This window comes from Citrobacter sp. S46_ASV_140, assembly GCF_018919545.1.
Lineage (GTDB): Bacteria > Pseudomonadota > Gammaproteobacteria > Enterobacterales > Enterobacteriaceae > Citrobacter > Citrobacter braakii.
Genome location: NZ_JAHLRC010000026.1, coordinates 20490 through 42522, shown reverse-complemented (window position 1 = coordinate 42522; position 22033 = coordinate 20490). Strand labels below are relative to the sequence as shown.

Here is a 22033-nt window from a genome sequence, read left to right as displayed (position 1 = left end):
AAAAAGCCCGCTGGCTGCAATGCCTGGCGGGCCGTATCCGGTTATCAAATTTGCCTGATGGCGCTGCGCTTATCAGGTCTACACGCCTCGCGCAGCACCGTCTCAGCGGCAATTAATGCGCGTCGATAAACACAATCTTCAACACAAACAGCAGTGCGACAACGATGACGCATGGGCTGAGATCGCGGAAACGTCCGGTACCGATTTTCATCACACAGTAGGAAATAAAGCCCAGCGCGATACCTTCGGTAATCGAGAAGCTAAACGGCATCATCACGGCGGTAATAAACGCCGGAACGGCTTCAGTCAGGTCATCCCACTTCACGCGTGACAGGCTTGATGTCATCAGGACGCCAACGTAAATCAGCGCACCCGCGGCCGCATATCCCGGTACCATTCCCGCCAGCGGCGACAGGAAGATAACCAACAGGAACAGCAGGCCGACAACTACCGCGGTCAGGCCAGTACGTCCACCGACAGAAACCCCGGAAGAAGACTCGATATACGCGGTAACGGAAGAAGTACCGATAAACGCACCAGCAACTGATGACACGCTATCCACATACAGCGCCTGCTTCATACGCGGAAACTTACCCTTCGCATCCGCCAGACCGGCTTTATCCGTGACGCCAATCAGCGTACCGGAGGAGTCGAACAGGTTGACCAGCATGAACGAGAAAATTACGCCCGCAAGACCAATGTTAAACGAACCAGCCAGATCAACATGCCCGATAACGGACATTACGCTCGGCGGCGCGGAGACGATCCCGTTGTAATGGACATCGCCCAGCATCCAACCCAGCAGCGTGGTCACAATGATAGAGATCAGTACCGCCGCATGGATGTTACGTGAAGCCAGAATCGCGATGATAAAGAAACCCAGAATACCGAGCAGTACGCTGTGGGACGTCAGGTTGCCAATAGACACCAGGGTGTCTTGGTTGGCGACGATAACACCAGCGTTTTTCAGCCCCATCATACCGATGAACAGACCAATACCGCTGGTGATCCCCACGCGCAAGCTAACCGGGATGTTGGCAATCATCCAGTAACGTACGCGGAAAATCGTCAGTAGCAGCAGACCTACCGCGCCCCAGAAGATTGCGCCCATACCGATCTGCCATGACAGGCCCATCGCGCCAACGACCACGAAGGCGAAGAACGCATTCAGACCCATAGCAGGCGCAAGTGCGACCGGCAGGTTGGCAAACAGGCCCATCAGGATGCTACCAAATGCAGCAATCAGGCAGGTGGTCACAAAGACGGCGCTGGTATCCATGCCAGCCACGCCAAGAATTTGCGGGTTAACAAAAACGATATACACCATCGTCAGGAAGGTGGTTAAACCGGCGATCACTTCGGTCCGTGCCGTCGTGCCATGTTCGCGCAGTTTGAACACGCGTTCCAGCATCCCCTGGCCAGAAGCCTGGGTTGTGTGTTGTTGACTCATTATCAATTTCCGAACAAGGAGGGAAAATTCGTCGCTATCCTATACCAAAATGCGACAATAGGGTTGGGTTATGAGCAACTTTTTTCATTGATTTTGCTTATACGGCAACGATTGCGTCGCCCAATAATGCATTACGAAAACGTTAAACTTGTTAAAACGGAAATGACATGTCCCAGATAGAAGCCGTATTTTTTGACTGTGACGGTACCCTTGTCGACAGTGAAGTGATTTGTTCTCGCGCGTATGTCAGCATGTTCCAGGCGTTCGGCATTACGCTCGATCTTGAAGAAACTTTTAAACGCTTCAAGGGGGTAAAGCTGTACGAGATCATCGACATTATCAACGAAGAGCACGGTGTCGAACTGGCAAAAGCCGAATTAGAACCGGTTTACCGCGCAGAGGTCGCACGTCTGTTCGATACGGAACTGGAGGTGATTGCCGGTGCCAATGCGCTGCTGGACAGCATGACCGTCCCTATGTGCGTGGTATCTAACGGTCCGGTCAGCAAGATGCAGCACTCGCTGGGTAAGCTGGGTATGTTGCACCATTTCCCTGATTTGCTGTTCAGCGGCTACGATATTCAACGCTGGAAACCCGATCCGGCCCTGATGTTCCATGCGGCGAAAGCGATGGACGTTAACGTTGAGAACTGCATTCTGGTTGATGACTCCAGCGCAGGTGCGCAGGCGGGGATTGCTGCAGGGATGGAAGTGTTTTACTTCTGCGCCGATCCGCATAACAAACCAATCGATCATCCAAAAGTGACGACGTTTACCGATCTGGCGCAGTTGCCAGCATTGTGGAAAGCGCGGGGTTGGAATATTACGCGTTAAATAAGCAACCATCACACAATCTGCGTTCGCGGGAAAAGATAACCCCACCGAAAACAGCGGGGTTATCGTTCTTTTTCAAGTCAGCGCTTATTTGGTGAGGCCATTAACAAAATGGCTGCAATATTCCCCGGCCACACGCTGTTCCGGGTTGCTGCTGGTTGTCAGGTCAACATAGGTGTAAGACGAAGGATTGTCGCGGTTAAAATCCCAGATACCGATAAAATTCATGCCATTCTGTTTGGCAAAGGTGGCCAGCGTATCGGCATCATGAAGTTTAAACATGCTACCATCGTCATTCATACCTATCATCGGTGTAACCGCCACCGCCGAGTAGCCGCCGCTCACTGACAGAGAGGCTAACTGACTGGCGATGCTGCGGGCTGCGTCAACCGCAGATTTACCCATATCAGCACGATACTGCGCGCTGTAATAATCCATTGCCATACCGTTTACCACAAACGTTAATCCGGTATTATGCGCTTGTTTTACAATATTCACCCCAGTACTAGTTAAACCGGTTGGCATGGTGGGCAAAGTAAAGGAAATAGCGACTTCTGGATTATTTTTAGTTACCACTTTCAGCGCTTCACAAATATTACTGATATTATACTGACCATTTTCCAGATCAAAATCCAGGCCATATGCAGAATAATCATCAATAAAAGACTGGTAAATTTCAACCAATTCGGAAGTGCTAAAATAGGTTGATATATCGCTATTCACCGCGCCGCCAAAAGAAATAATAACCTTTTTACCGGCCGCATTGAGATCGTTTGCTAACGGCAATGCCCAGTCCATCGGCATGGTGTCCTGGGCAGCCCAGCAGGCTTTTTTGTTCTCTGATAAAGTAATAAAACCAAATACCAGACCGTCTACCTCCCACGCTTTAGCTTCCTGAGAATAAAGCGGATTTGGACGGCCATTGGGATAATCTTGCCAGTCAGACCATTCTGCATTTACGGTGACATCTATAAACGGGGTATAAAGCGTCTTCATATTTCACCTCATTATTTTTTCATATTAATCAATAATGCCAGAAAACTATTTATCTGGTCTCTGGCTGAGGTGATGCTATATTTTCAGAAACGGATAATTTATGACGATAGTCACACCCAAATGGTTCATGATAAAAACAAATATTTAATGATAGATATTATCATAGCAATGATGATTATCTGATAAATCTGGTCAGAAGCAGATGCCGTATAAGGGGTTTGAGGGTCAATGGGCAATTCGTGGAAGTTGTCGATCTCCATACGCTGAGGATTGGCATCCGGGAGCAGCAGTTGCGCGACTGCCAGCGCAATGCGCCGTTTAGGTCGGGTTGGTGATCGGGTTGACATCAATATGCCTGGTGAGCAGTTAAAGATTACCTTTAGGTTTGATTTCAAGTCTGTATGCGTGGCCCGGTACATAAAATCGCCAGCCTTCGCCATGTGTGGTGCTTATCGCCGTGCCCATATCGTCGGTCTGGGAATGGCGTGCTAATTCTCGCCCCTGCCGATGTGGCAGGGGCGAGGTTTTAACGCGCGGAGATTTCCCCCGTTTCGCTATTCAGGTGGAAATTTCGTGAAGGGCCGCCCCGCAGGTATTTATCGATAACGCTAAAAATACTGCCAAAACGCAGGCGGAAAATAGTCTCGAAATCGCTATCCGCCATCACCGCAGAAGCCTCATCTGGTAAGGAATGCGCCAACGTGCGGGTTAGCAAATGATATTCGCGTAAGCGTTGCGCGGAAATATCGCGCAGCGCCAGCTCATCGGCATTGCGCAGACGATAAAAATCCACCGCCAAATCAAAGCCGTTCCAGGATGCAAACTGCTCCAGCGTCATTCCGGCATCCCGAGCTAAAGTTAGCGCTTTTTGCCGCGCCAACTGCCATGCTCCAGCATTTTTTTGCAGGTAAATTTGCCCGATAGACCTGACAGGAGGCACGTCTCCTTTAGCGCACACGGCACGATCGCTGCTCATAGGTACAGTCAGAACATCTTGCCAAGAGTTATGACTGCTCAACTGACTCAGCGTCAGCATTTCCGCACCATTCAGGCTAAAAAGCATCTGCCGAATTTCACACGGCCACTCTTCGGGAATAAAGCGCAGCCGGGTGAGCTCGGTAATATGCCAGTTAGTAAAGTCATAATAATCCTTCGCACTCAGCACCGCCTTGTTCCATAAATGCGCAGAGCCCGTCGCTTTCAGATGCTCCCACTCTTGCTGATAATGTTCAAAAAGCTCATTAAAGCGCGGGACGCTGTCCAGGGTAACGGTCTGAACATCGATTTCGCTACGGTTAGCGAAATTGAGGATTTTATACGCTGGGACGTAGGCCGCCATGGAAGGTGCCTGAATATTAAATAGCAGGCTGCCGTCAGGATATTTACGCACGCCGGTATCGTTAAAGTGCATATGTCCGCCAACGTGTACGCCAATACCTGTTTTCGCTAACGCATGGCTGGTATCCTCCTTCGGAGCCCGCTTCAACTGAAATTTACCTTTGCCAAAGATGGATTCCAGATCGCTGGCAGCGCCGTTATCAAACTCCACCATAGGGAAATGGCTAAAGGTAATCAGCGTCTTTTTCTGCTCTTTTGCTCGCATGGCAACGGACGTCATCCACGCCACGACCTGCTGCTTGTGAGTGAGCATTTTGTTGTAGCCTGCGTCACCTGAACCCGCGAAGTTTTTAGCAGACTGCGGATTCGTCAGGTCCGCATCCTCGCGCGGCACGTAAACATTCGCATCAACGGCCAGCAGCCATAGGCCTGGTATCGGCTCAACGAGATAGCTGCTGTCAGCGACGGTAAAACAGGGGCCATAATCTGGTTGTCGATATGAACCGCCTGTTCCCTGAGCACAGATTTCATACTGCCGCTGGCGGAAGTCGCTGGCTTGCTTTGCTTTGGCAAACGTATAATCCTGCTGCCCATAGGATGAATAAGGCGTTTCCCAGTAAATATCTTCAGGCTGCGGATCGATACCGAATGGGGACATCATTTTCATGATGTACTCATAACCACGGCTTACCATCTCTTCGCTACAGATGGTCGGCAGTTCCGCACCTGTTGAGATAAGCGCAGTTTTTCCCTGATAACCCGTACACTCTTTGGCGCCAAAACTAAAAATACGTTGAGTTTTCCCTCCCTGACCTAAGAAATCCTCTTCCCCATCGGGTAAATCAAAGGGTCGGTTTGGGTCATGATTACCCGGCGTTGCAAAGAATCGCATTGCATACTTTTGCTCATACTCCTTCAGCAGGGTTACTAACCCGCGAATATGCACAGACTGCCCGTCATCGCTAAAATCACCGGGAAGCGCGATCAGTTTGATCCCCTTTTTCCCGGCGTCATCCAGTGCTGCACGCAGGGCAAAGTAGTTTTCATTAAATAATCGCGTTGACGTGAGCTGAGCATACATGGTGCGAATCATCGCACGCTGCCCACTTTTGCGATTCTTTAGCCCGCTAAATGCGCCATCCTGAAATTCGCCGTACACATCATGAAAATGGATATCCGGCATAAATGCGACGCGATATTGATAATTTTCAGTAGCAGCAGCATGGCTACAGAGTAAAAACGCCGTTATTCCGGCTATGGAAATTACTCTCATTGAATATCCTTATTTTTATCAAAAAAAATAATTAGAGTTTGTAGGTAATACCTACGCGATAACGCATCTCCCAGGCATCACGATAAGTTTTGCCATCTTTCACATATGAACCATCATCCCAATTCGACGTAAGGCACCCAGGTTTTATTTCCTCTCCAGGCCACAGTCATATTATGCACACAATCTTTTTCTTTACCGCGCAATGCCGGGTAGTCAGGGCTAAGACCGTTGGGCAAGCAGCAACACAAACAATGTACATAGCGCATCCTTCTGGTCGATTCAGGCAATAAAAAAAGCACAATAGCGAGAGCGCGCATTGTGCTTTGAGAAAGGCAGATTTGGTTATTCACTACGCCGTCGCTATCGGCACCACTGGCGTGGCGACAAACCACGAGCTGATGCAGGCTGGAAATACGGAAGCTGAAAGTTAGCTCATCGCGCTTACGCGAGCACAGCAACACCTGCGGAAACTGACGATGAGCATATCTTTTCATTTCGCACGACTGTCTAAAACCAGAACAGAGAGCCTGACCTGCACAATCCCAAAGCAAGGACCATTTCTGGGTTATCAGGTTTTCGGCACAAGAGGTAGGAGTAATATCAATTTCAACCAAATCGTTGACGGAATTAAACCAGCATGAATCAGCAAGTATGACTTTAATTTTGCTGTCGATGGAGAGCAAAATTAAAGTCATGCTTTTTAATAATCGCAATATGAATGACATTAACATAAGCTCCCACGAAATAATAAAGCGAGTGTAGCGCAAAAAAAATGGCAATAACTGTGACTTATTGCACAGAGCATTAAATGTTTATTTTATTTTTCATCAAAAATCAGAACAAAAAATTCAGATATTAAATAAGAAAATATAATCTATTCTACTGCTATATGACCGCGCGACTGTCGCTGTTCCGGCGTCATGCCAATCTCACGGTTAGACATCAACGAAAAGTCGTAACTGCCTTCAAACCCATACTGCATCGCCAATCAGCCGTTCGGTATGTTGCAAGTATTGTGCGTGGCAGAGGTACAGCTGTCACAGGTAATTGTTGATGGTCATACCTATATGCTGATGAAACTGCTTGCGTAGCGCTCGCTAAACCGAGCCAGAAAAAAGGGACGATTACGACTGAACCGACCCCAGACCCCGCTTCCCTGCAGGTAAACCCATTCCTCTTCGTCGTTAAGCCAGCGGCTGAGTTCAGGATCTGTTGCGTCTCTTTTGACAGTGCGTTCCAGCCTTCGGCTACGCTACGCACCCCGCCCTCACTGAGGGCGGGGTGCGCCGGGTAACAAAGCCAACACACCCGCAACGTGACGGATGACGAGTATCTTTCTCACTCTTTCGGATCTTTGCCCGCCAGCAGCTTATCCAGCTCATCACCACCCACGTGACGGAAGTCTTGTCCCTTCACGAAGTAGAAGATGTATTCGCAGATATTCTGGCAACGGTCACCGATACGCTCGATGGAGCGCGCGCAGAGCAGCGCGGTCAGCACGCTTGGAATGGTACGCGGATCTTCCATCATGTAGGTCATCAGCTGACGCACGATACCTTCATACTCCTGGTCGACTTTCTTATCTTCGCGATAAATACGTACCGCTTCGTCAAGATCCATACGCGCAAACGCATCCAGCACGTCATGCAGCATTTGTACAGTGTGGCGCCCCAGTGATTCCAGGCTTACCAGCAGCGGCTGATGCTGTTGAGAAAATTTCTCCAGCGCGGTGCGGCAAATTTTATCCGCAACGTCGCCAATACGTTCCAGCTCAGCGATCGTTTTGATAATCGCCATCACCAGACGCAAGTCACTGGCGGTCGGCTGACGCTTGGCAATGATACGCACGCAGGCCTCGTCGATCGCCACTTCCATCATATTGACGTTCTTATCGCCCTCAATGACGCGCTTCGCCAGCTCACTGTCCTGATTGTGCATGGCGGTAATCGCATCAGAAAGCTGCTGCTCGACCATGCCGCCCATGGTCATCACCTGGGTACGGATGCTTTCCAGCTCTGCATTGAACTGGCCGGAAATATGTTTATTAAGGTTAAGATTATCCACAACAAGCTCCTGAATCAGCCGTAACGACCGGTGATGTAGTCTTCAGTTTGTTTCTTCGCGGGCTTGGTGAACAGATCGTCCGTGTTACTGAACTCAATCAACTCGCCCAGGTACATAAATGCCGTGTGATCGGAACAACGCGCAGCCTGCTGCATGTTGTGGGTAACGATAACGACGGTGTAATCCTCTTTCAGCTCAGTGATCAGCTCTTCGATACGCCCGGTAGAAATAGGGTCGAGCGCTGAACACGGCTCATCAAGCAGAAGCACTTCCGGGCGAATGGCGATCCCACGCGCAATACACAGACGCTGCTGCTGACCACCAGAGAGAGAGTACCCGCTCTGGTGTAATTTATCTTTGGTTTCGTTCCACAGTGCGGCCTTGGTCAATGCCCACTGCACACGCTCGTCCATATCCGCACGAGAGAGTTTCTCAAACAGACGCACGCCAAAAGCGATGTTGTCGTAGATGGACATCGGGAACGGCGTCGGCTTCTGGAATACCATGCCCACTTTGGCACGCAGCAGAGCGATATCCTGAGTGTTGGTGAGAATATTGTCGCCATCCAGCAGGATTTCGCCTTCCGCACGCTGTTCCGGGTACAGTTCAAACATTTTATTGAACGTACGCAGCAACGTCGATTTACCACAGCCTGACGGCCCGATAAACGCCGTTACCTGGTTTTTGGCAATATCCAGGTTGATGTTCTTCAGGGCATGGAACTTGCCATAGTAGAAGTTCAAATCACGAACCTGAATCTTACCCGGGGCAGTATCAACCATACTCATTTCTATCTTTTCCTCATCATGCCTGATGGCGCGCAGCTTTCAGGCCTACAAATGTCTTCAATCGTAGGCCGGATAAGGCGTTTACGCCGCCATCCGGCACTTCGTCTTAACCGTGTTTCTTCTTCGCGAAAATGACGCGCGCCAGAATGTTCAGCAGCAGTACGCACAGGGTAATAATCAGTACCCCGGCCCAGGCCAGTTGCTGCCACTCAGCAAACGGGCTCATCGCAAACTTAAAGATAGTGACCGGCAGGTTGGCGATAGGCTGCATCATGTCGGTGCTCCAGAACTGATTGGAGAGCGACGTAAACAGCAGCGGAGCCGTTTCACCTGCGATACGTGCAATAGCCAGTAAAACGCCTGTAATGATGCCTGAGACAGAGGCCTTCAGGGTGATCGCAGAAATCATCTTCCATTTCGGCGTACCCAGCGCATAGGCGGCTTCACGCAGGCTATCCGGTACCAGCTTGAGCATGTTCTCCGTGGTACGAATAACAATGGGCACCTGCAACAGCGCCAGCGCGATAACGCCCGCCCAGCCGGAGAAGTGCTCCATTTTTGCTACCACGATGGTGTAAACGAACAGACCGACCACGATTGATGGCGCAGAAAGCAGGATGTCGTTGATAAAGCGGATCACCTCAGCCAGCCAGGACTTACGTCCGTACTCTGCCAGGTAGATGCCCGCCATAATACCAAGCGGTGTACCAAACACGGTCGCCCACAGAATTAACAGTCCGCTACCGGCCAGGGCATTCGCCAGACCACCACCAGCCGTATTCGGCGGAGGTGTCATTTCGGTGAACAGCGCCAGTGACATACCGTCAATACCGCGGGTGATCGTGGACATCAGGATCCAGATAAGCCAGAACAGACCGAATGCCATGGTCGCCATAGAGAGCGTCAGCGCGATGCGGTTCTTCAGACGACGACGCGCCTGCATTTTACGGCGGGATTCCGCAAGCGCAGCGGTGTTTTGCATTTCAAGCGTAGCCATTAGCGTGCCCCCTCGTTCTTCGCAAGGCGCATGATCATGAACTTAGACGCCGCCAGCACGATGAAGGTAATCACAAACAGAATCAGGCCCAGTTCCATCAACGCGGCAACGTGCAGTCCTGATTCCGCTTCGGCAAATTCATTCGCCAGCGCAGAAGTAATACTGTTGCCCGGCATGTACAGCGAGGCACTATCGAGCTGGTAGGTGTTACCGATGATAAACGTCACCGCCATGGTTTCACCCAGCGCGCGGCCCAGACCGAGCATCACGCCGCCGATCACACCGTTTTTGGTGAACGGCAGGACGATGCGCCAGATAACTTCCCAGGTAGTACAACCGATGCCGTAGGCTGACTCTTTCATCAGCACCGGCGTTTGTTCGAACACATCGCGCATAACCGCCGCAATGTACGGGATGATCATGATGGCGAGGATCACGCCAGCGGCCAGAATACCGATACCAAACGCCGGACCCGCAAACAGCGCGCCAACAAACGGAATGTTGGAAAGGATGTTCCCGACCGGCTCCTGGAAGTAAGTCGCAAACAGCGGGGCAAAGATAAACAGGCCCCACATGCCGTACACGATACTCGGAATTGCCGCCAGCAATTCAATAGCGATACCCAGCGGGCGACGCAGCCAACCAGGAGCAAGTTCAGTCAGGAATAAGGCAATGCCAAAACTCACCGGAACGGCGATCAGCAGTGCGATAAGCGAGGTGACCAGCGTACCGTAAATCGGTACTAATGCACCGTAGATATCGTTTGGCGCATCCCATTCTTTAGTCCACAGAAAGGAGAAGCCAAATTTCTGAATGCTTGGCCAGGAGGAGATAACCAGAGAGACAATAATGCCACCCAACATCAATAGCACAATCAGCGCAGCCAGTTTTACCAGCGCGCTGAATATCATGTCACCTTTTTTACCCGGTGGGTTCAAAGCAGGCTTGGTTGCAGCCATAAATCACTCTTTAAGTTTGGGCCAGGAAGCACGCATTTTATCGTGCTTCCCGGCTAACGTAATGCCATACCCTAAATAATTCGAGTTGCAGCAAGGCGGCAAGCTTGTGAATACCCAGGAGCATAGATTCACTATGTGACTGGGGTGAACAAGCACAGCCAACACAGCTGCGGCTCGAAGTATGACGGGTATTTAGTACAGCGCTTTACCGCTGCTGTCCTTCACGTTGGTCTTCCATGCAGCACGAATCTGCTCAACCACGTTGTCCGGCAGGCTGGCGTAATCCAGGTCATTAGCCTGTTTGCCGCCATTTTTGTACGCCCAATCGAAGAACTTCAGCACTTCAGCGCCCTGCTCAGGTTTCTTCTGCTCTTTATGCACCAGGATGAAGGTGGTGGAAGTGATCGGCCACGCATCGTCACCTTTCTGGTTAGTCAGATCCTGAGCGAAGGTTTTGCTCCATTCAGCGCCTTTTGCAGCGTTGGCAAAGTTTTCTTCGGTCGGACTTACCGGTTTGCCATCAGCAGAGACCAGCTTGGTGTACGCCAGGTTGTTCTGCTTAGCATAAGCGTACTCAACGTAGCCGATAGAACCCGGCAGACGCTGTACGAACGCAGCGATACCGTCGTTACCTTTACCGCCCAGACCGGTCGGCCAGTTAACGGTAGAGCCGGAACCAATTTTAGATTTCCACTCTTCGTTCACTTTCGCCAGGTAGCTGGTGAAAACGAAGGAAGTACCGGAACCGTCAGCACGACGCACAACGGCGATATTCTGAGAAGGCAGCTTCAGACCCGGGTTCAGTTTGGTGATGGCTACATCATCCCACTTCTTAATTTTACCGAGGTAGATGTCGCCCAGCGTTTTACCATCCAGCACCAGTTCGCCGGATTTCAGGCCAGGGATGTTCACCGCCAGCACCACACCACCGATAACAGTCGGGAACTGGAACAGGCCTTCTTGCGCCAGTTTCTCGTCTGACAACGGTGCGTCAGAGGCGCCGAAATCAACGGTATTGGCCGTAATTTGTTTTACACCACCGGAGGAGCCGATACCCTGGTAGTTTACTTTGCTACCGGTCTCTTTCTGATAGGTATCTGCCCATTTGGCATACACTGGCGCAGGGAAGGTTGCACCTGCACCTGTCAGGCTCGCTGCTGCAAACGCAGAAAACGCGCTCATGGATAAGGTCGCGGCGACAACAGTTGCGACAGTGGTACGCATAACTTTCATAATGTCTCCTGCACGGTTTTCGTAAATCGTTGTTTGAGTTGCTACTGTGAGCAAAATAGGACAAACAGGTGACAGTTAAATGTACGAAATATGACAGTTTTATGACAATGAAAAACTTTGGAAGTTTTTTATCTAAAAATACATTTAAAACAGAATGTTAATCACCATCATGACAATAACATTTCGCTGAAATTTTCTTTTTATGACACTGAAAACAGTAGTTGAAGATGACGGTTTGTCACATAAAACAGGCGGGATAATTGATTAAAAACAGAACAAGCTAAAAAAATGCCCCGCTTGCAGCAGGGCATTTTCAGTTCAGTTAAGTGCGGATTACTCTACGGTAACCGACTTTGCCAGGTTACGCGGCTGGTCCACGTCGGTGCCTTTAATCAGCGCCACGTGATACGCCAGCAGTTGCAACGGAACGGTGTAGAAGATCGGTGCAATCACCTCTTCCACATGCGGCATCTCAATGATGTGCATGTTTTCGCTGCTGGTAAAGCCAGCATCCTGGTCCGCAAAGACGTACAACTGACCGCCACGGGCGCGAACTTCTTCAATGTTGGATTTCAGTTTTTCCAACAGTTCGTTGTTCGGTGCAACTACGATAACCGGCATATCGGCATCAATCAGCGCCAGCGGACCATGTTTCAGTTCGCCTGCAGCATATGCTTCAGCGTGAATATAAGAGATCTCTTTCAGCTTCAGCGCGCCTTCCAGCGCAATCGGGTACTGATCGCCACGCCCCAGGAACAGCGCATGGTGTTTGTCTGAGAAACCTTCCGCCAGAGCGGCAATGCGTTTGTCCTGAGACAGCATCTGCTCAATACGGCTCGGCAGCGCCTGCAGACCGTGAACGATCTCCTGCTCGATAGACGCATCCAGGCCTTTCAGACGAGACAGTTTCGCCACCAGCATCAACAGAACGGTCAGTTGGGTGGTAAATGCTTTCGTGGAGGCCACACCGATTTCGGTACCGGCATTGGTCATCATCGCCAGGTCGGATTCGCGCACCAGAGAAGATCCCGGTACGTTACAAATAGCCAGCGAGCCCAGATAGCCCAGCTCTTTAGATAAGCGCAGACCCGCCAGGGTATCCGCCGTTTCACCGGACTGGGAAAGGGTAATCATCAGACTGTTACGACGCACGGCGGATTTGCGATAGCGGAACTCGGAAGCGATTTCGACATCACAAGGAATACCAGCCAGCGATTCAAACCAGTAGCGGGACACCATGCCGGAGTTGTAGGACGTACCGCAGGCGATAATCTGGATATGCTCAACCTGAGACAGCAACTCGTTGGCACGTGAACCCAGCTCGCTTAAATCCACTTCACCGTGACTAATGCGCCCGGTCAGCGTATTTTTAATTGCGTTCGGCTGTTCGTAGATCTCTTTCTGCATGTAGTGGCGATAAATACCTTTTTCGCCCGCGTCATACTGCAGATTCGATTCGATATCCTGACGCTTCACTTGTGCGCCAGACTTGTCAAAAATAGAGACTGAACGACGGGTCACCTCCGCGATGTCACCTTCTTCCAGGAAGATAAAGCGACGGGTTACCGGCAACAGCGCCAGCTGATCGGAAGCGATAAAGTTTTCCCCCATCCCCAGACCAATCACCAGCGGGCTACCTGAACGGGCCGCCAGCAGCGTTTCCGGGTTACGGGTATCCATGATCACCGTGCCATAGGCACCGCGCAACTGTGGAATAGTACGCAGTACGGCTTCACGCAGCGTACCACCCTGTTCCAGTTCCCAATGCACCAGGTGAGCAATCACTTCGGTGTCGGTTTCAGAAACAAAGGTGTAACCACGGGTTTTCAGTAGTTCACGCAGAGGTTCATGGTTTTCAATGATGCCGTTATGCACCACAATAATGTGTTCAGAAACATGGGGATGCGCGTTCGCTTCTGAAGGTTCACCGTGTGTCGCCCAACGGGTATGAGCGATACCTGTACCACCATGCAGCGGATGTTCTTCCGCAGCAGCAGTCAGCATCTGCACTTTACCCAGACGACGCAGACGGGTCATATTGCCTTCAGCATCGACAACGGCCAGACCAGCAGAGTCATAACCACGATATTCCAGACGACGTAAACCTTCGAGAAGGATTTCAGCTACATCACGCTGCGCGATAGCGCCAACAATTCCACACATATTTTTTGATTCCGAATTTAGGCATTTGCCTGTCGTTGTCGCTGACCTGTATTTGCCCTTTCCGGGCGCCCCGAGCCTTGTAGAGAGTGGGGTTATTTTTATGGTACTGCTTGTTGAGCGGAGGATTATGTTATCCCCTCATCTCTTGTCTGCCTGATGGCGCTTACGCTTATCAGGCCTACAGAACGTCACCGCACGTAGGCCGCCATCCGGCAAAAATCACTTACTTCTTCTTCACCGGACGCTGCCAGCCCTGTTTATGGACCTGAGGTACACGGCTTAATACCAGTTCGTTATCGGCGACATTACGCGTTACGGTAGTGCCAGCAGCGATGGTGGCACCTTTACCCACGGTGACAGGCGCCACCAACTGGGTATCAGAACCCACAAACACATCATCACCAATAATGGTTTTAAACTTATTGGCACCATCGTAGTTGCAGGTAATCGTACCCGCGCCGATATTCACGTTATCGCCAATTTCCGCATCGCCCAGATAGGTCAGATGACCAGCTTTAGAACCTTTACCCAAACGCGCTTTTTTCATTTCGACGAAGTTACCCACGTGCGCGCCTTCCTGCAGCTCAGCACCCGGGCGCAGACGCGCGAATGGGCCGATGGTGCAAGCGGCTTCCAGATGGGCATCTTCCACCACACTGTATGGGCTAAGCTCACAACCTTCACCAATCACGCTGTTTTTGATGATACAGCCAGCACCAATCTTGACGCGATCACCAACGGTTACGTTACCTTCAATGATAACGTTAGTATCAATTTCAACATCGCGCCCGTGAATAAGCGTACCGCGAAGATCAAAACGTGCAGGATCGCGCAGCATCACGCCCGCCAGCAACAGTTTCTCTGCTTGCTCAGACTGATAAACACGCTCCAGACGGGATAACTGAAGACGGTTATTCACCCCTTCCGTTTCGCTAATACGTGCCGGATGTACCGCAGCAATTTCGCGTCCTTCCTGATACGCCATCGCAATGATATCGGTGATGTAGTATTCACCCTGCGCATTGTTATTGGTGAGTTTGGACAGCCAGCGCTTCATATCCGCGCCATTGGCAATCAGAATACCGGTGTTGATTTCCTGGATTTGGCGCTGCTCGTCAGTTGCATCTTTATGCTCGACGATACCGGTGACGTTACCGTTCTCACGCGTAATACGCCCATAGCCGGATGGATCATCCAGTTTTACCGTTAACAGGCCGATGCCGCCCTGCGGTTTAGCATCACGCAGGCTACGTAAGGTATCGGTAGAGATCAGCGGCACATCGCCATAGAGCATTAAAATGTCTTCGTCATCACCAAAGAATGGCGCTGCCTGCTGCATTGCATGGCCGGTCCCCAACTGCTCTGCCTGCAGAATCCAGTTTAGATTGCCATCTTTCAGCGTCTGCTTAAGCAAATCACCACCGTGCCCGTAGACCAGATGTACGTGAGTCGCACCTAATTCATTAGCGGCATCAATGACATGCTGAACCATCGGCTTTCCTGCGAGGGTATGCAGCACTTTAGGGAGATCGGAATACATACGCGTGCCTTTGCCTGCGGCAAGGATCACGACGCTCATAGCATTATTCAACATACACGTCCTGACTGTAATTTGAGAACGAATTTATACCGTTTCACATTGAAAATACTACATTTTTTTCATCGTGAAATGGACCGAAGATAAAACGTTCAATCGGGGAAATTTCCCCTCTGATAACTCTCTATTTTCGTCTATTTCGGCGTCTTTTGTCTCCCAAAAACCAGGAGGCTGCTCTTATTAAAGCCTTAGGTTAATGTTTTTGCTATTTTTTTACTGCATGAATAAAGAGTTACAAAAGAAAAGTATAATTTTATTAATGTGATTCAGCGAGAAGCAGAAAAAACAGACAGGGAAAATAGAGTTTTAAAAGGGAAGAGGACAAACGATCAAGCGGAGGAGTGGGATTTAATAACAGCTGGCGCGTGCTGATAACCGTATGAAGCATCGCGCCACAGAGCAGGTAGGGAAGACTAAACTTCCATACTGCTGAAAAGGGCGATGATTTTGTTAATCAGTTTCATGTTGGTATCCTGTTTTTATCTGAGTTAATTATGTGACACACATCACACAAAAAGAGTCTACGCCTCATTTTTTAACCGATCAATATTTTTGTGACACAAATCACAAAAATATAAAACAGCTTTTTAGTTCCACTTTCACTGAAACAAAACCATAAAAAAAGCCAGCCTGGCAACCAGACTGGCTTTTGTGCTTTTCAAGCCGGTGTTACATCGCTTTTTTGGTCAACTCGATAACGCGCAGTTTCGCGATCGCTTTGGCCAGTTCCGCAGATGCCTGAGCGTAATCCACGTCACCATGAGAGCTCTTAATGTGCTCTTCAGCCTTACGCTTCGCTTCCAGGGCTCTCGCTTCATCGAGATCCTGTCCGCGAATCGCGGTATCAGCCAGAACGGTCACGCTGCCAGGCTGCACTTCGAGAATGCCGCCAGACAGATAGATAAACTCTTCATGACCGAACTGTTTAACGATGCGGATCATACCAGGCTTAATGGCGGTGAGCAGCGGTGCGTGACCCGGGAAAATACCCAGTTCACCTTCACTACCCGTTACCTGGATTTTTTCGACCAGACCAGAGAACATTTGCTGCTCTGCGCTGACGACGTCCAGGTGGTAAGTCATTGCCATATCACCCTCCGATTAAGGCGTTAAAGTTTTTTGGCTTTTTCCACGGCTTCGTCGATAGAACCAACCATGTAGAACGCCTGCTCTGGCAGGTGGTCGTATTCGCCTTCCATGATGCCTTTAAAGCCACGGATGGTGTCTTTCAGGGATACGTATTTACCCGGAGAACCGGTGAATACTTCCGCAACGAAGAACGGCTGGGACAGGAAGCGCTGAATTTTACGTGCGCGTGCTACCACCAGTTTGTCTTCTTCAGACAGTTCATCCATACCCAGGATGGCGATGATGTCTTTCAGTTCCTGATAACGCTGCAGCAGAGACTGTACGCCACGCGCGGTGTCGTAGTGTTCCTGACCAACAACCAGCGGATCCAGCTGACGGCTGGTGGAGTCCAGCGGGTCAACTGCCGGGTAGATACCCAGAGAGGCGATCTGACGGCTCAGTACCACGGTTGCATCTAAGTGAGCAAAGGTGGTTGCTGGGGATGGGTCAGTCAAGTCATCCGCAGGTACGTATACCGCCTGAACGGAGGTGATAGAACCGGTTTTGGTAGAGGTGATACGTTCCTGAAGAACACCCATCTCTTCCGCCAGGGTCGGCTGGTAGCCTACCGCTGATGGCATACGACCCAGCAGTGCGGATACTTCTGTACCGGCCAGGGTGTAACGATAGATGTTATCAACGAACAGCAGAACGTCACGACCTTCGTCACGGAACTTCTCTGCCATGGTCAGACCGGTCAGAGCAACGCGCAGACGGTTTCCCGGCGGCTCGTTCATCTGGCCATATACCAGGGATACTTTGTCCAGAACGTTGGAGTCGGTCATTTCGTGGTAGAAGTCGTTACCCTCACGAGTACGTTCACCCACGCCCGCAAACACGGAGTAACCGGAGTGTTCGATCGCGATGTTACGGATCAGCTCCATCATGTTTACGGTTTTACCTACACCCGCACCACCGAACAGACCAACTTTACCGCCCTTAGCGAACGGACACATCAGGTCGATAACTTTAATGCCGGTTTCCAGCAGTTCCTGAGAGCTGGACAGCTCTTCATAGGAAGGTGCCGCGCGGTGGATAGCCCAACGCTCTTCTTCACCGATATCGCCTTTCATGTCGATCGGGTGACCCAAGACGTTCATGATACGACCCAGAGTTGCTTTACCTACCGGGACTTCGATCGGGTGCTCGAGATCTTTAACTTCCAGACCACGACGCAGACCGTCGGAAGAACCCATGGCGATGGTACGTACGATACCGCCGCCGAGCTGCTGCTGAACTTCCAGCACCAGGCTCTCTTTACCATTCATAACCTCAAGAGCATCGTACACGCGCGGTACGGCATCCTGAGGGAATTCGACGTCAACCACGGCGCCGATTACCTGGACAATTTTTCCAGTAGCCATCTTGAATCCTCTACGAATTAACCTGGTTATACCGCGGATGCACCACCGACGATTTCGGTGAGTTCCTGAGTAATGCTGGCCTGACGAGCTTTGTTGTATACCAACTGCAGCTCTTTAATCAGGCTGCCGCCATTGTCGGTCGCGGCTTTCATCGCCACCATACGTGCGGCCTGCTCGCTGGCCAGGTTTTCTACCACGCCCTGATAAACCTGAGACTCGACATAACGACGCAGCAGGGTATCCAGCAGCGCTTTCGGGTCTGGCTCATACAGGTAATCCCAGGATTTACGCTTCAATTCATCATCATCTGATGCCGGCAGAGGCAGCAGTTGGGTGATGGTTGGCGTCTGAGACATGGTGTTAATAAATTTGTTGCTGACAACGTACAGTCTGTCCAGACGACCTTCATCGTAGGCCTGCAGCATCACTTTAACCGGACCGATCAGTTCGGACAGGGAAGGGTTATCCCCCATGCCGGTTACCTGAGCAATCACATTACCGCCAACGGAGTTAAAGAAAGACACGCCCTTAGAGCCGATCATTGCGATATCGCACTGAACGCCTTTATCGGACCATGCTTTCATATCCGCCAGCAGCTTTTTGAACAGGTTAATGTTCAAGCCACCGCACAGACCACGGTCGGTCGACACCACCAGGTAGCCCACGCGCTTAACGTCGCGTTCTTCCAGGTAAGGGTGCTTATATTCCAGATTACCATTCGCAAGGTGACCAATCACTTTGCGCATGGTCTCTGCATAAGGACGGCTGGCCGCCATGCGATCCTGCGATTTACGCATTTTGGAAGCGGCGACCATCTCCATCGCTTTAGTGATCTTCTGCGTGTTCTGGACGCTTGCGATCTTACTACGTATCTCTTTTGCGCCGGCCATGAGCTTCTCCTCAATGCCTTGCGGTCCGCCCTAAAGCAGACCGCCAGACGTTACCAGGACTGGGTTGCCTTGAAGGAATCGAGGATAGCTTTCAGCTTGCCTTCGATTTCATCGTTATAGCCACCGGACTGGTTGATCTCTTGCATCAGCGGAGCGTGGTCACGGTCAACGTAAGCCAGCAGAGCGGCTTCAAAGCTACCGATTTTCGCCAGTTCCACATCTTCGAGGTAACCGCGTTCAGCCGCAAACAGCACCACACCCTGCTGTGCTACAGACATTGGGGCATACTGTTTCTGCTTCAGCAGTTCAGTTACTTTCTGACCGTGGCTCAGCTGCTTACGAGTAGCTTCATCCAGGTCGGAAGCGAACTGAGAAAACGCTGCCAGTTCACGATACTGCGCCAGTGCGGTACGAATACCACCGGACAGTTTCTTGATGATCTTGGTCTGCGCTGCGCCACCTACACGAGATACGGAGATACCCGGGTTAACTGCCGGACGAATACCGGAGTTGAACAGGTTGGTTTCCAGGAAGATCTGACCATCTGTAATGGAAATTACGTTGGTCGGAACAAACGCAGAAACGTCACCCGCCTGGGTTTCGATAATCGGCAGAGCGGTCAGGGAGCCGGTTTTACCTTTAACTTCACCATTGGTGAACTTCTCAACGTATTCCGCGTTTACGCGGGATGCGCGCTCCAGCAGACGGGAGTGGAGGTAAAATACGTCGCCCGGGAATGCTTCACGTCCTGGTGGACGACGGAGCAGCAGGGAAACCTGACGGTAAGCAACAGCCTGTTTAGACAGGTCATCGTAAACGATCAGCGCGTCTTCACCGCGGTCACGGAAGTATTCGCCCATTGCGCAACCAGCATATGGTGCCAGGTATTGCAGAGCAGCAGATTCAGACGCGGTCGCCACAACAACGATGGTGTTGGACAGTGCGCCGTGTTCTTCCAGTTTACGAACCACGTTAGAAATGGTGGACGCTTTCTGGCCGATAGCCACGTACACACATTTGATACCGGAATCACGCTGGTTGATGATGGCATCGATTGCCATCGCAGTTTTACCTGTCTGACGGTCACCGATGATCAGCTCACGCTGGCCACGACCGATTGGGATCATGGCATCAACAGATTTATAACCTGTCTGTACTGGCTGGTCGACGGACTGACGTTCGATTACGCCTGGTGCGATAACTTCGATTGGCGAGAAGCCATCGTTATCAACCGGACCTTTACCGTCAATTGGGGAACCCAGAGTGTTCACCACACGACCCAGCAGGCCACGGCCAACCGGAACTTCCAGAATACGACCCGTACACTTAACCTTCATGCCTTCGGCGAGGTCAGCGTATGGACCCATCACAACGGCACCTACGGAGTCGCGCTCCAGGTTCAGTGCGATAGCGTAACGGTTACCCGGCAGGGAAATCATCTCACCCTGCATACAATCGGCCAGGCCGTGAATGCGGATAACACCGTCACTTACAGAAACAATAGTACCTTCGTTGTGAGCTTCGCTCACAACATTGAACTGAGCAATGCGCTGCTTGATCAGTTCGCTGATTTCGGTGGAATTCAGTTGCATGCTCCAGTCCCCTTAAGACTGCAAGACGTCTGCAAGGCGCTCAAGACGGCCGCGTACGCTGCCATCAATGACCATATCACCCGCTCGGATGATTACGCCTGCCATTACAGACTTATCGATTTTGCAATTCAGCTTAACTTTGCGTGACAGACGTTTTTCCATCGCTGCACTAATCTTCGTAAGCTGTTCATCACTCAGTGCATTGGCAGAAGTGACTTCTACCTCAGAGATAGCCTCACTGGCTGCACGCAGATGAATAAACTGCTCAAGAACATCCGGGAGCGCATTCAGACGGTTATTTTCAGCCATTACCCTAATCAGGTTTTGGCCGCTTTCGTCCAGCTGCTCACCGCACACGGCGATAAACGACTCAGCGAGCGTTTCCGGCGCCAGCGCGCCAGAGAGAAGCTCTGCCATTTGTTCGTTTTTCGTCACCTCAGCGGCAAACGTCAGCATATCCTGCCAACGGTCAACGCTTTGGTGCTCAACGGCAAAGTCAAAAGCTGCTTTGGCGTAGGGGCGAGCTACCGTAATAAATTCAGACATCAGCCCCTCCCTCCTTACAGTTCAGCGACAAGTTTGTCCACGATGTCGCTATTAGCAGCTTCATCCACGGAACGTTCGATGATCTTCTCGGCGCCAGCAACAGCCAGGATAGCAACTTGCTTACGCAGCTCTTCGCGAGCACGTTTACGCTCGGCGTCAATTTCCGCCTGCGCCTGTGCCACGATTTTAGTACGTTCCTGCTCTGCTTCAGTTTTAGCTTCGTCCAGGATCTGAGCACGGCGTTTGTTCGCCTGCTCGATGATTACCTGAGCTTCCGCCTTCGCTTTTTTCAGCTGGTCGGTCGCGCTGGCCTTTGCAAGGTCAAGATCCTTATGTGCTCGTTCTGCAGAAGCAAGGCCGTCAGCAATTTCTTTTTGACGTTTTTCGATGGCAGCCATTAAAGGCGGCCATACGTACTTCATGCAGAACAGAACGAACAGGACAAACGCGATGGCCTGGCCGAGGATTGTTGCGTTAAGATTCACAGCACAATGCCTCTATCTAGTTAACGTTCTGATATTGCTCTTAATTCAAGCAACGCTTACTACGCGACAGCAAACATCACGTACAGACCCAGACCTACAGCGATCATTGGGATTGCATCCACCAGACCCATAACGATAAAGAACTGAGTACGCAGCAGAGGAATCAGATCCGGTTGACGCGCTGCGCCTTCCAGGAATTTACCCCCGAGGATGCCGATACCGATCGCAGCACCGATTGCCGCCAGACCCATCATCACAGCGGCAGCAATGTACAGCAGATCCATATTCAGGTTTTCCATGACAGTCTCCAGTTTGTTTCAGTTAAAACGTAGTAGTG

At 50.9% G+C, this 22033-nt stretch carries 19 protein-coding genes and 3 pseudogenes; 2 read left to right on the top strand and 20 right to left on the bottom strand.

Annotated features, from left to right (window positions below; all coding sequences use genetic code 11):
• Positions 1-112 precede the first annotated feature (112 nt).
• Complete coding sequence (adeP, locus tag KQJ19_RS09690) at positions 113-1450, bottom strand: adenine permease AdeP (RefSeq protein WP_016155075.1); 1338 nt, start codon at positions 1448-1450, stop codon at positions 113-115.
• A gap of 167 nt (positions 1451-1617) precedes the next feature.
• Between adeP and yieH the strand changes: the two genes are divergently transcribed.
• On the top strand, positions 1618-2283 hold the full coding sequence (gene yieH, locus KQJ19_RS09685) for a 6-phosphogluconate phosphatase (protein ID WP_047358455.1): 666 nt from the start codon (positions 1618-1620) through the stop codon (positions 2281-2283).
• A gap of 87 nt (positions 2284-2370) precedes the next feature.
• On the opposite strand, the gene KQJ19_RS09680 is transcribed toward yieH, so the two are convergent.
• A complete protein-coding gene (locus KQJ19_RS09680; RefSeq protein WP_216403598.1) occupies positions 2371-3279 on the bottom strand; it encodes a chitinase in 909 nt (302 codons plus the stop codon).
• A 221-nt stretch (positions 3280-3500) separates the two neighbouring features.
• Here KQJ19_RS09680 and KQJ19_RS24005 point away from each other — a divergent pair.
• A pseudogene (locus tag KQJ19_RS24005) lies at positions 3501-3809 on the top strand (hypothetical protein); the annotation flags it as partial.
• Here KQJ19_RS24005 and KQJ19_RS09670 read toward each other — a convergent pair.
• From KQJ19_RS09670 to atpE, 18 genes and pseudogenes are all read right to left on the bottom strand, one after another.
• Positions 3806-5890, bottom strand: a complete 2085-nt coding sequence (locus KQJ19_RS09670; RefSeq protein ID WP_200108507.1) for a metallophosphoesterase — start codon at positions 5888-5890, stop codon at positions 3806-3808. The pseudogene KQJ19_RS24005 and the gene KQJ19_RS09670 sit on opposite strands and share 4 nt — an antisense overlap.
• A gap of 113 nt (positions 5891-6003) precedes the next feature.
• On the bottom strand, positions 6004-6621 hold the full coding sequence (locus KQJ19_RS24000; protein WP_249415043.1) for an oligogalacturonate-specific porin KdgM family protein: 618 nt from the start codon (positions 6619-6621) through the stop codon (positions 6004-6006).
• 143 nt (positions 6622-6764) lie between these two features.
• A pseudogene (locus KQJ19_RS23995) lies at positions 6765-6987 on the bottom strand (AraC family transcriptional regulator); the annotation flags it as partial.
• Positions 6988-7031: 44 nt separating this feature from the next.
• Positions 7032-7165, bottom strand: a pseudogene (locus tag KQJ19_RS23990) (VRR-NUC domain-containing protein); the annotation flags it as partial.
• 63 nt (positions 7166-7228) lie between these two features.
• Complete coding sequence (phoU, locus tag KQJ19_RS09660; RefSeq protein ID WP_047498806.1) at positions 7229-7954, bottom strand: phosphate signaling complex protein PhoU; 726 nt, start codon at positions 7952-7954, stop codon at positions 7229-7231.
• A gap of 14 nt (positions 7955-7968) precedes the next feature.
• Entirely contained in the window at positions 7969-8742 is a 774-nt protein-coding gene (gene pstB, locus KQJ19_RS09655; protein WP_003023821.1) for a phosphate ABC transporter ATP-binding protein PstB, read from the bottom strand.
• A gap of 106 nt (positions 8743-8848) precedes the next feature.
• On the bottom strand, positions 8849-9739 hold the full coding sequence (pstA, locus tag KQJ19_RS09650) for a phosphate ABC transporter permease PstA (protein ID WP_016155077.1): 891 nt from the start codon (positions 9737-9739) through the stop codon (positions 8849-8851).
• Positions 9739-10698: a phosphate ABC transporter permease PstC gene (gene pstC / locus KQJ19_RS09645; protein WP_016155078.1), complete on the bottom strand. Its 960-nt coding sequence runs from the start codon at positions 10696-10698 to the stop codon at positions 9739-9741. The genes pstA and pstC overlap by 1 nt, the downstream gene beginning before the upstream one ends.
• Before the next feature lie 192 nt (positions 10699-10890).
• A complete protein-coding gene (pstS, locus tag KQJ19_RS09640) occupies positions 10891-11931 on the bottom strand; it encodes a phosphate ABC transporter substrate-binding protein PstS (RefSeq protein ID WP_216403597.1) in 1041 nt (346 codons plus the stop codon).
• A gap of 333 nt (positions 11932-12264) precedes the next feature.
• Positions 12265-14094: a glutamine--fructose-6-phosphate transaminase (isomerizing) gene (glmS, locus tag KQJ19_RS09635; protein WP_049282853.1), complete on the bottom strand. Its 1830-nt coding sequence runs from the start codon at positions 14092-14094 to the stop codon at positions 12265-12267.
• A 223-nt stretch (positions 14095-14317) separates the two neighbouring features.
• Positions 14318-15688 carry a bifunctional UDP-N-acetylglucosamine diphosphorylase/glucosamine-1-phosphate N-acetyltransferase GlmU gene (gene glmU, locus KQJ19_RS09630; RefSeq protein WP_019077996.1) on the bottom strand — a complete coding sequence of 457 codons (1371 nt, stop codon included), beginning with the start codon at positions 15686-15688 and terminating at the stop codon, positions 14318-14320.
• 672 nt (positions 15689-16360) lie between these two features.
• Positions 16361-16780, bottom strand: coding sequence for a F0F1 ATP synthase subunit epsilon (locus KQJ19_RS09625; RefSeq protein ID WP_003023809.1), 420 nt, complete (start codon positions 16778-16780; stop codon positions 16361-16363).
• Positions 16781-16800: 20 nt separating this feature from the next.
• Positions 16801-18183, bottom strand: a complete 1383-nt coding sequence (gene atpD / locus KQJ19_RS09620; RefSeq protein WP_003023806.1) for a F0F1 ATP synthase subunit beta — start codon at positions 18181-18183, stop codon at positions 16801-16803.
• Between the two features lie 26 nt (positions 18184-18209).
• Positions 18210-19073 carry a F0F1 ATP synthase subunit gamma gene (gene atpG / locus KQJ19_RS09615; RefSeq protein WP_016155083.1) on the bottom strand — a complete coding sequence of 288 codons (864 nt, stop codon included), beginning with the start codon at positions 19071-19073 and terminating at the stop codon, positions 18210-18212.
• A 50-nt stretch (positions 19074-19123) separates the two neighbouring features.
• The gene (atpA, locus tag KQJ19_RS09610; RefSeq protein WP_003023802.1) at positions 19124-20665 is read right to left on the bottom strand and encodes a F0F1 ATP synthase subunit alpha; all 1542 of its coding nucleotides are present in this window, start codon (positions 20663-20665) and stop codon (positions 19124-19126) included.
• A 12-nt stretch (positions 20666-20677) separates the two neighbouring features.
• Positions 20678-21211, bottom strand: coding sequence for a F0F1 ATP synthase subunit delta (atpH, locus tag KQJ19_RS09605; RefSeq protein ID WP_006687767.1), 534 nt, complete (start codon positions 21209-21211; stop codon positions 20678-20680).
• Positions 21212-21225: 14 nt separating this feature from the next.
• Positions 21226-21696 carry a F0F1 ATP synthase subunit B gene (gene atpF, locus KQJ19_RS09600; protein ID WP_003827022.1) on the bottom strand — a complete coding sequence of 157 codons (471 nt, stop codon included), beginning with the start codon at positions 21694-21696 and terminating at the stop codon, positions 21226-21228.
• 59 nt (positions 21697-21755) lie between these two features.
• A complete protein-coding gene (atpE, locus tag KQJ19_RS09595; RefSeq protein ID WP_003023794.1) occupies positions 21756-21995 on the bottom strand; it encodes a F0F1 ATP synthase subunit C in 240 nt (79 codons plus the stop codon).
• Positions 21996-22033: the final 38 nt, after the last annotated feature.

What these genes read in the sequence shown, in the direction of transcription:
- adeP (WP_016155075.1), bottom strand. Translation starts at nt 1,450, where the DNA reads ATGAGTCAACAACACACAACCCAGGCTTCTGGCCAGGGGATGCTGGAA.
- yieH (WP_047358455.1), top strand. Translation starts at nt 1,618, where the DNA reads ATGTCCCAGATAGAAGCCGTATTTTTTGACTGTGACGGTACCCTTGTC.
- KQJ19_RS09680 (WP_216403598.1), bottom strand. Translation starts at nt 3,279, where the DNA reads ATGAAGACGCTTTATACCCCGTTTATAGATGTCACCGTAAATGCAGAA.
- KQJ19_RS09670 (WP_200108507.1), bottom strand. Translation starts at nt 5,890, where the DNA reads ATGAGAGTAATTTCCATAGCCGGAATAACGGCGTTTTTACTCTGTAGC.
- KQJ19_RS24000 (WP_249415043.1), bottom strand. Translation starts at nt 6,621, where the DNA reads ATGTTAATGTCATTCATATTGCGATTATTAAAAAGCATGACTTTAATT.
- pstB (WP_003023821.1), bottom strand. Translation starts at nt 8,742, where the DNA reads ATGAGTATGGTTGATACTGCCCCGGGTAAGATTCAGGTTCGTGATTTG.
- pstA (WP_016155077.1), bottom strand. Translation starts at nt 9,739, where the DNA reads ATGGCTACGCTTGAAATGCAAAACACCGCTGCGCTTGCGGAATCCCGC.
- pstC (WP_016155078.1), bottom strand. Translation starts at nt 10,698, where the DNA reads ATGGCTGCAACCAAGCCTGCTTTGAACCCACCGGGTAAAAAAGGTGAC.
- pstS (WP_216403597.1), bottom strand. Translation starts at nt 11,931, where the DNA reads ATGAAAGTTATGCGTACCACTGTCGCAACTGTTGTCGCCGCGACCTTA.
- glmS (WP_049282853.1), bottom strand. Translation starts at nt 14,094, where the DNA reads ATGTGTGGAATTGTTGGCGCTATCGCGCAGCGTGATGTAGCTGAAATC.
- glmU (WP_019077996.1), bottom strand. Translation starts at nt 15,688, where the DNA reads ATGTTGAATAATGCTATGAGCGTCGTGATCCTTGCCGCAGGCAAAGGC.
- KQJ19_RS09625 (WP_003023809.1), bottom strand. Translation starts at nt 16,780, where the DNA reads ATGGCAATGACTTACCACCTGGACGTCGTCAGCGCAGAGCAGCAAATG.
- atpD (WP_003023806.1), bottom strand. Translation starts at nt 18,183, where the DNA reads ATGGCTACTGGAAAAATTGTCCAGGTAATCGGCGCCGTGGTTGACGTC.
- atpG (WP_016155083.1), bottom strand. Translation starts at nt 19,073, where the DNA reads ATGGCCGGCGCAAAAGAGATACGTAGTAAGATCGCAAGCGTCCAGAAC.
- atpA (WP_003023802.1), bottom strand. Translation starts at nt 20,665, where the DNA reads ATGCAACTGAATTCCACCGAAATCAGCGAACTGATCAAGCAGCGCATT.
- atpH (WP_006687767.1), bottom strand. Translation starts at nt 21,211, where the DNA reads ATGTCTGAATTTATTACGGTAGCTCGCCCCTACGCCAAAGCAGCTTTT.
- atpE (WP_003023794.1), bottom strand. Translation starts at nt 21,995, where the DNA reads ATGGAAAACCTGAATATGGATCTGCTGTACATTGCTGCCGCTGTGATG.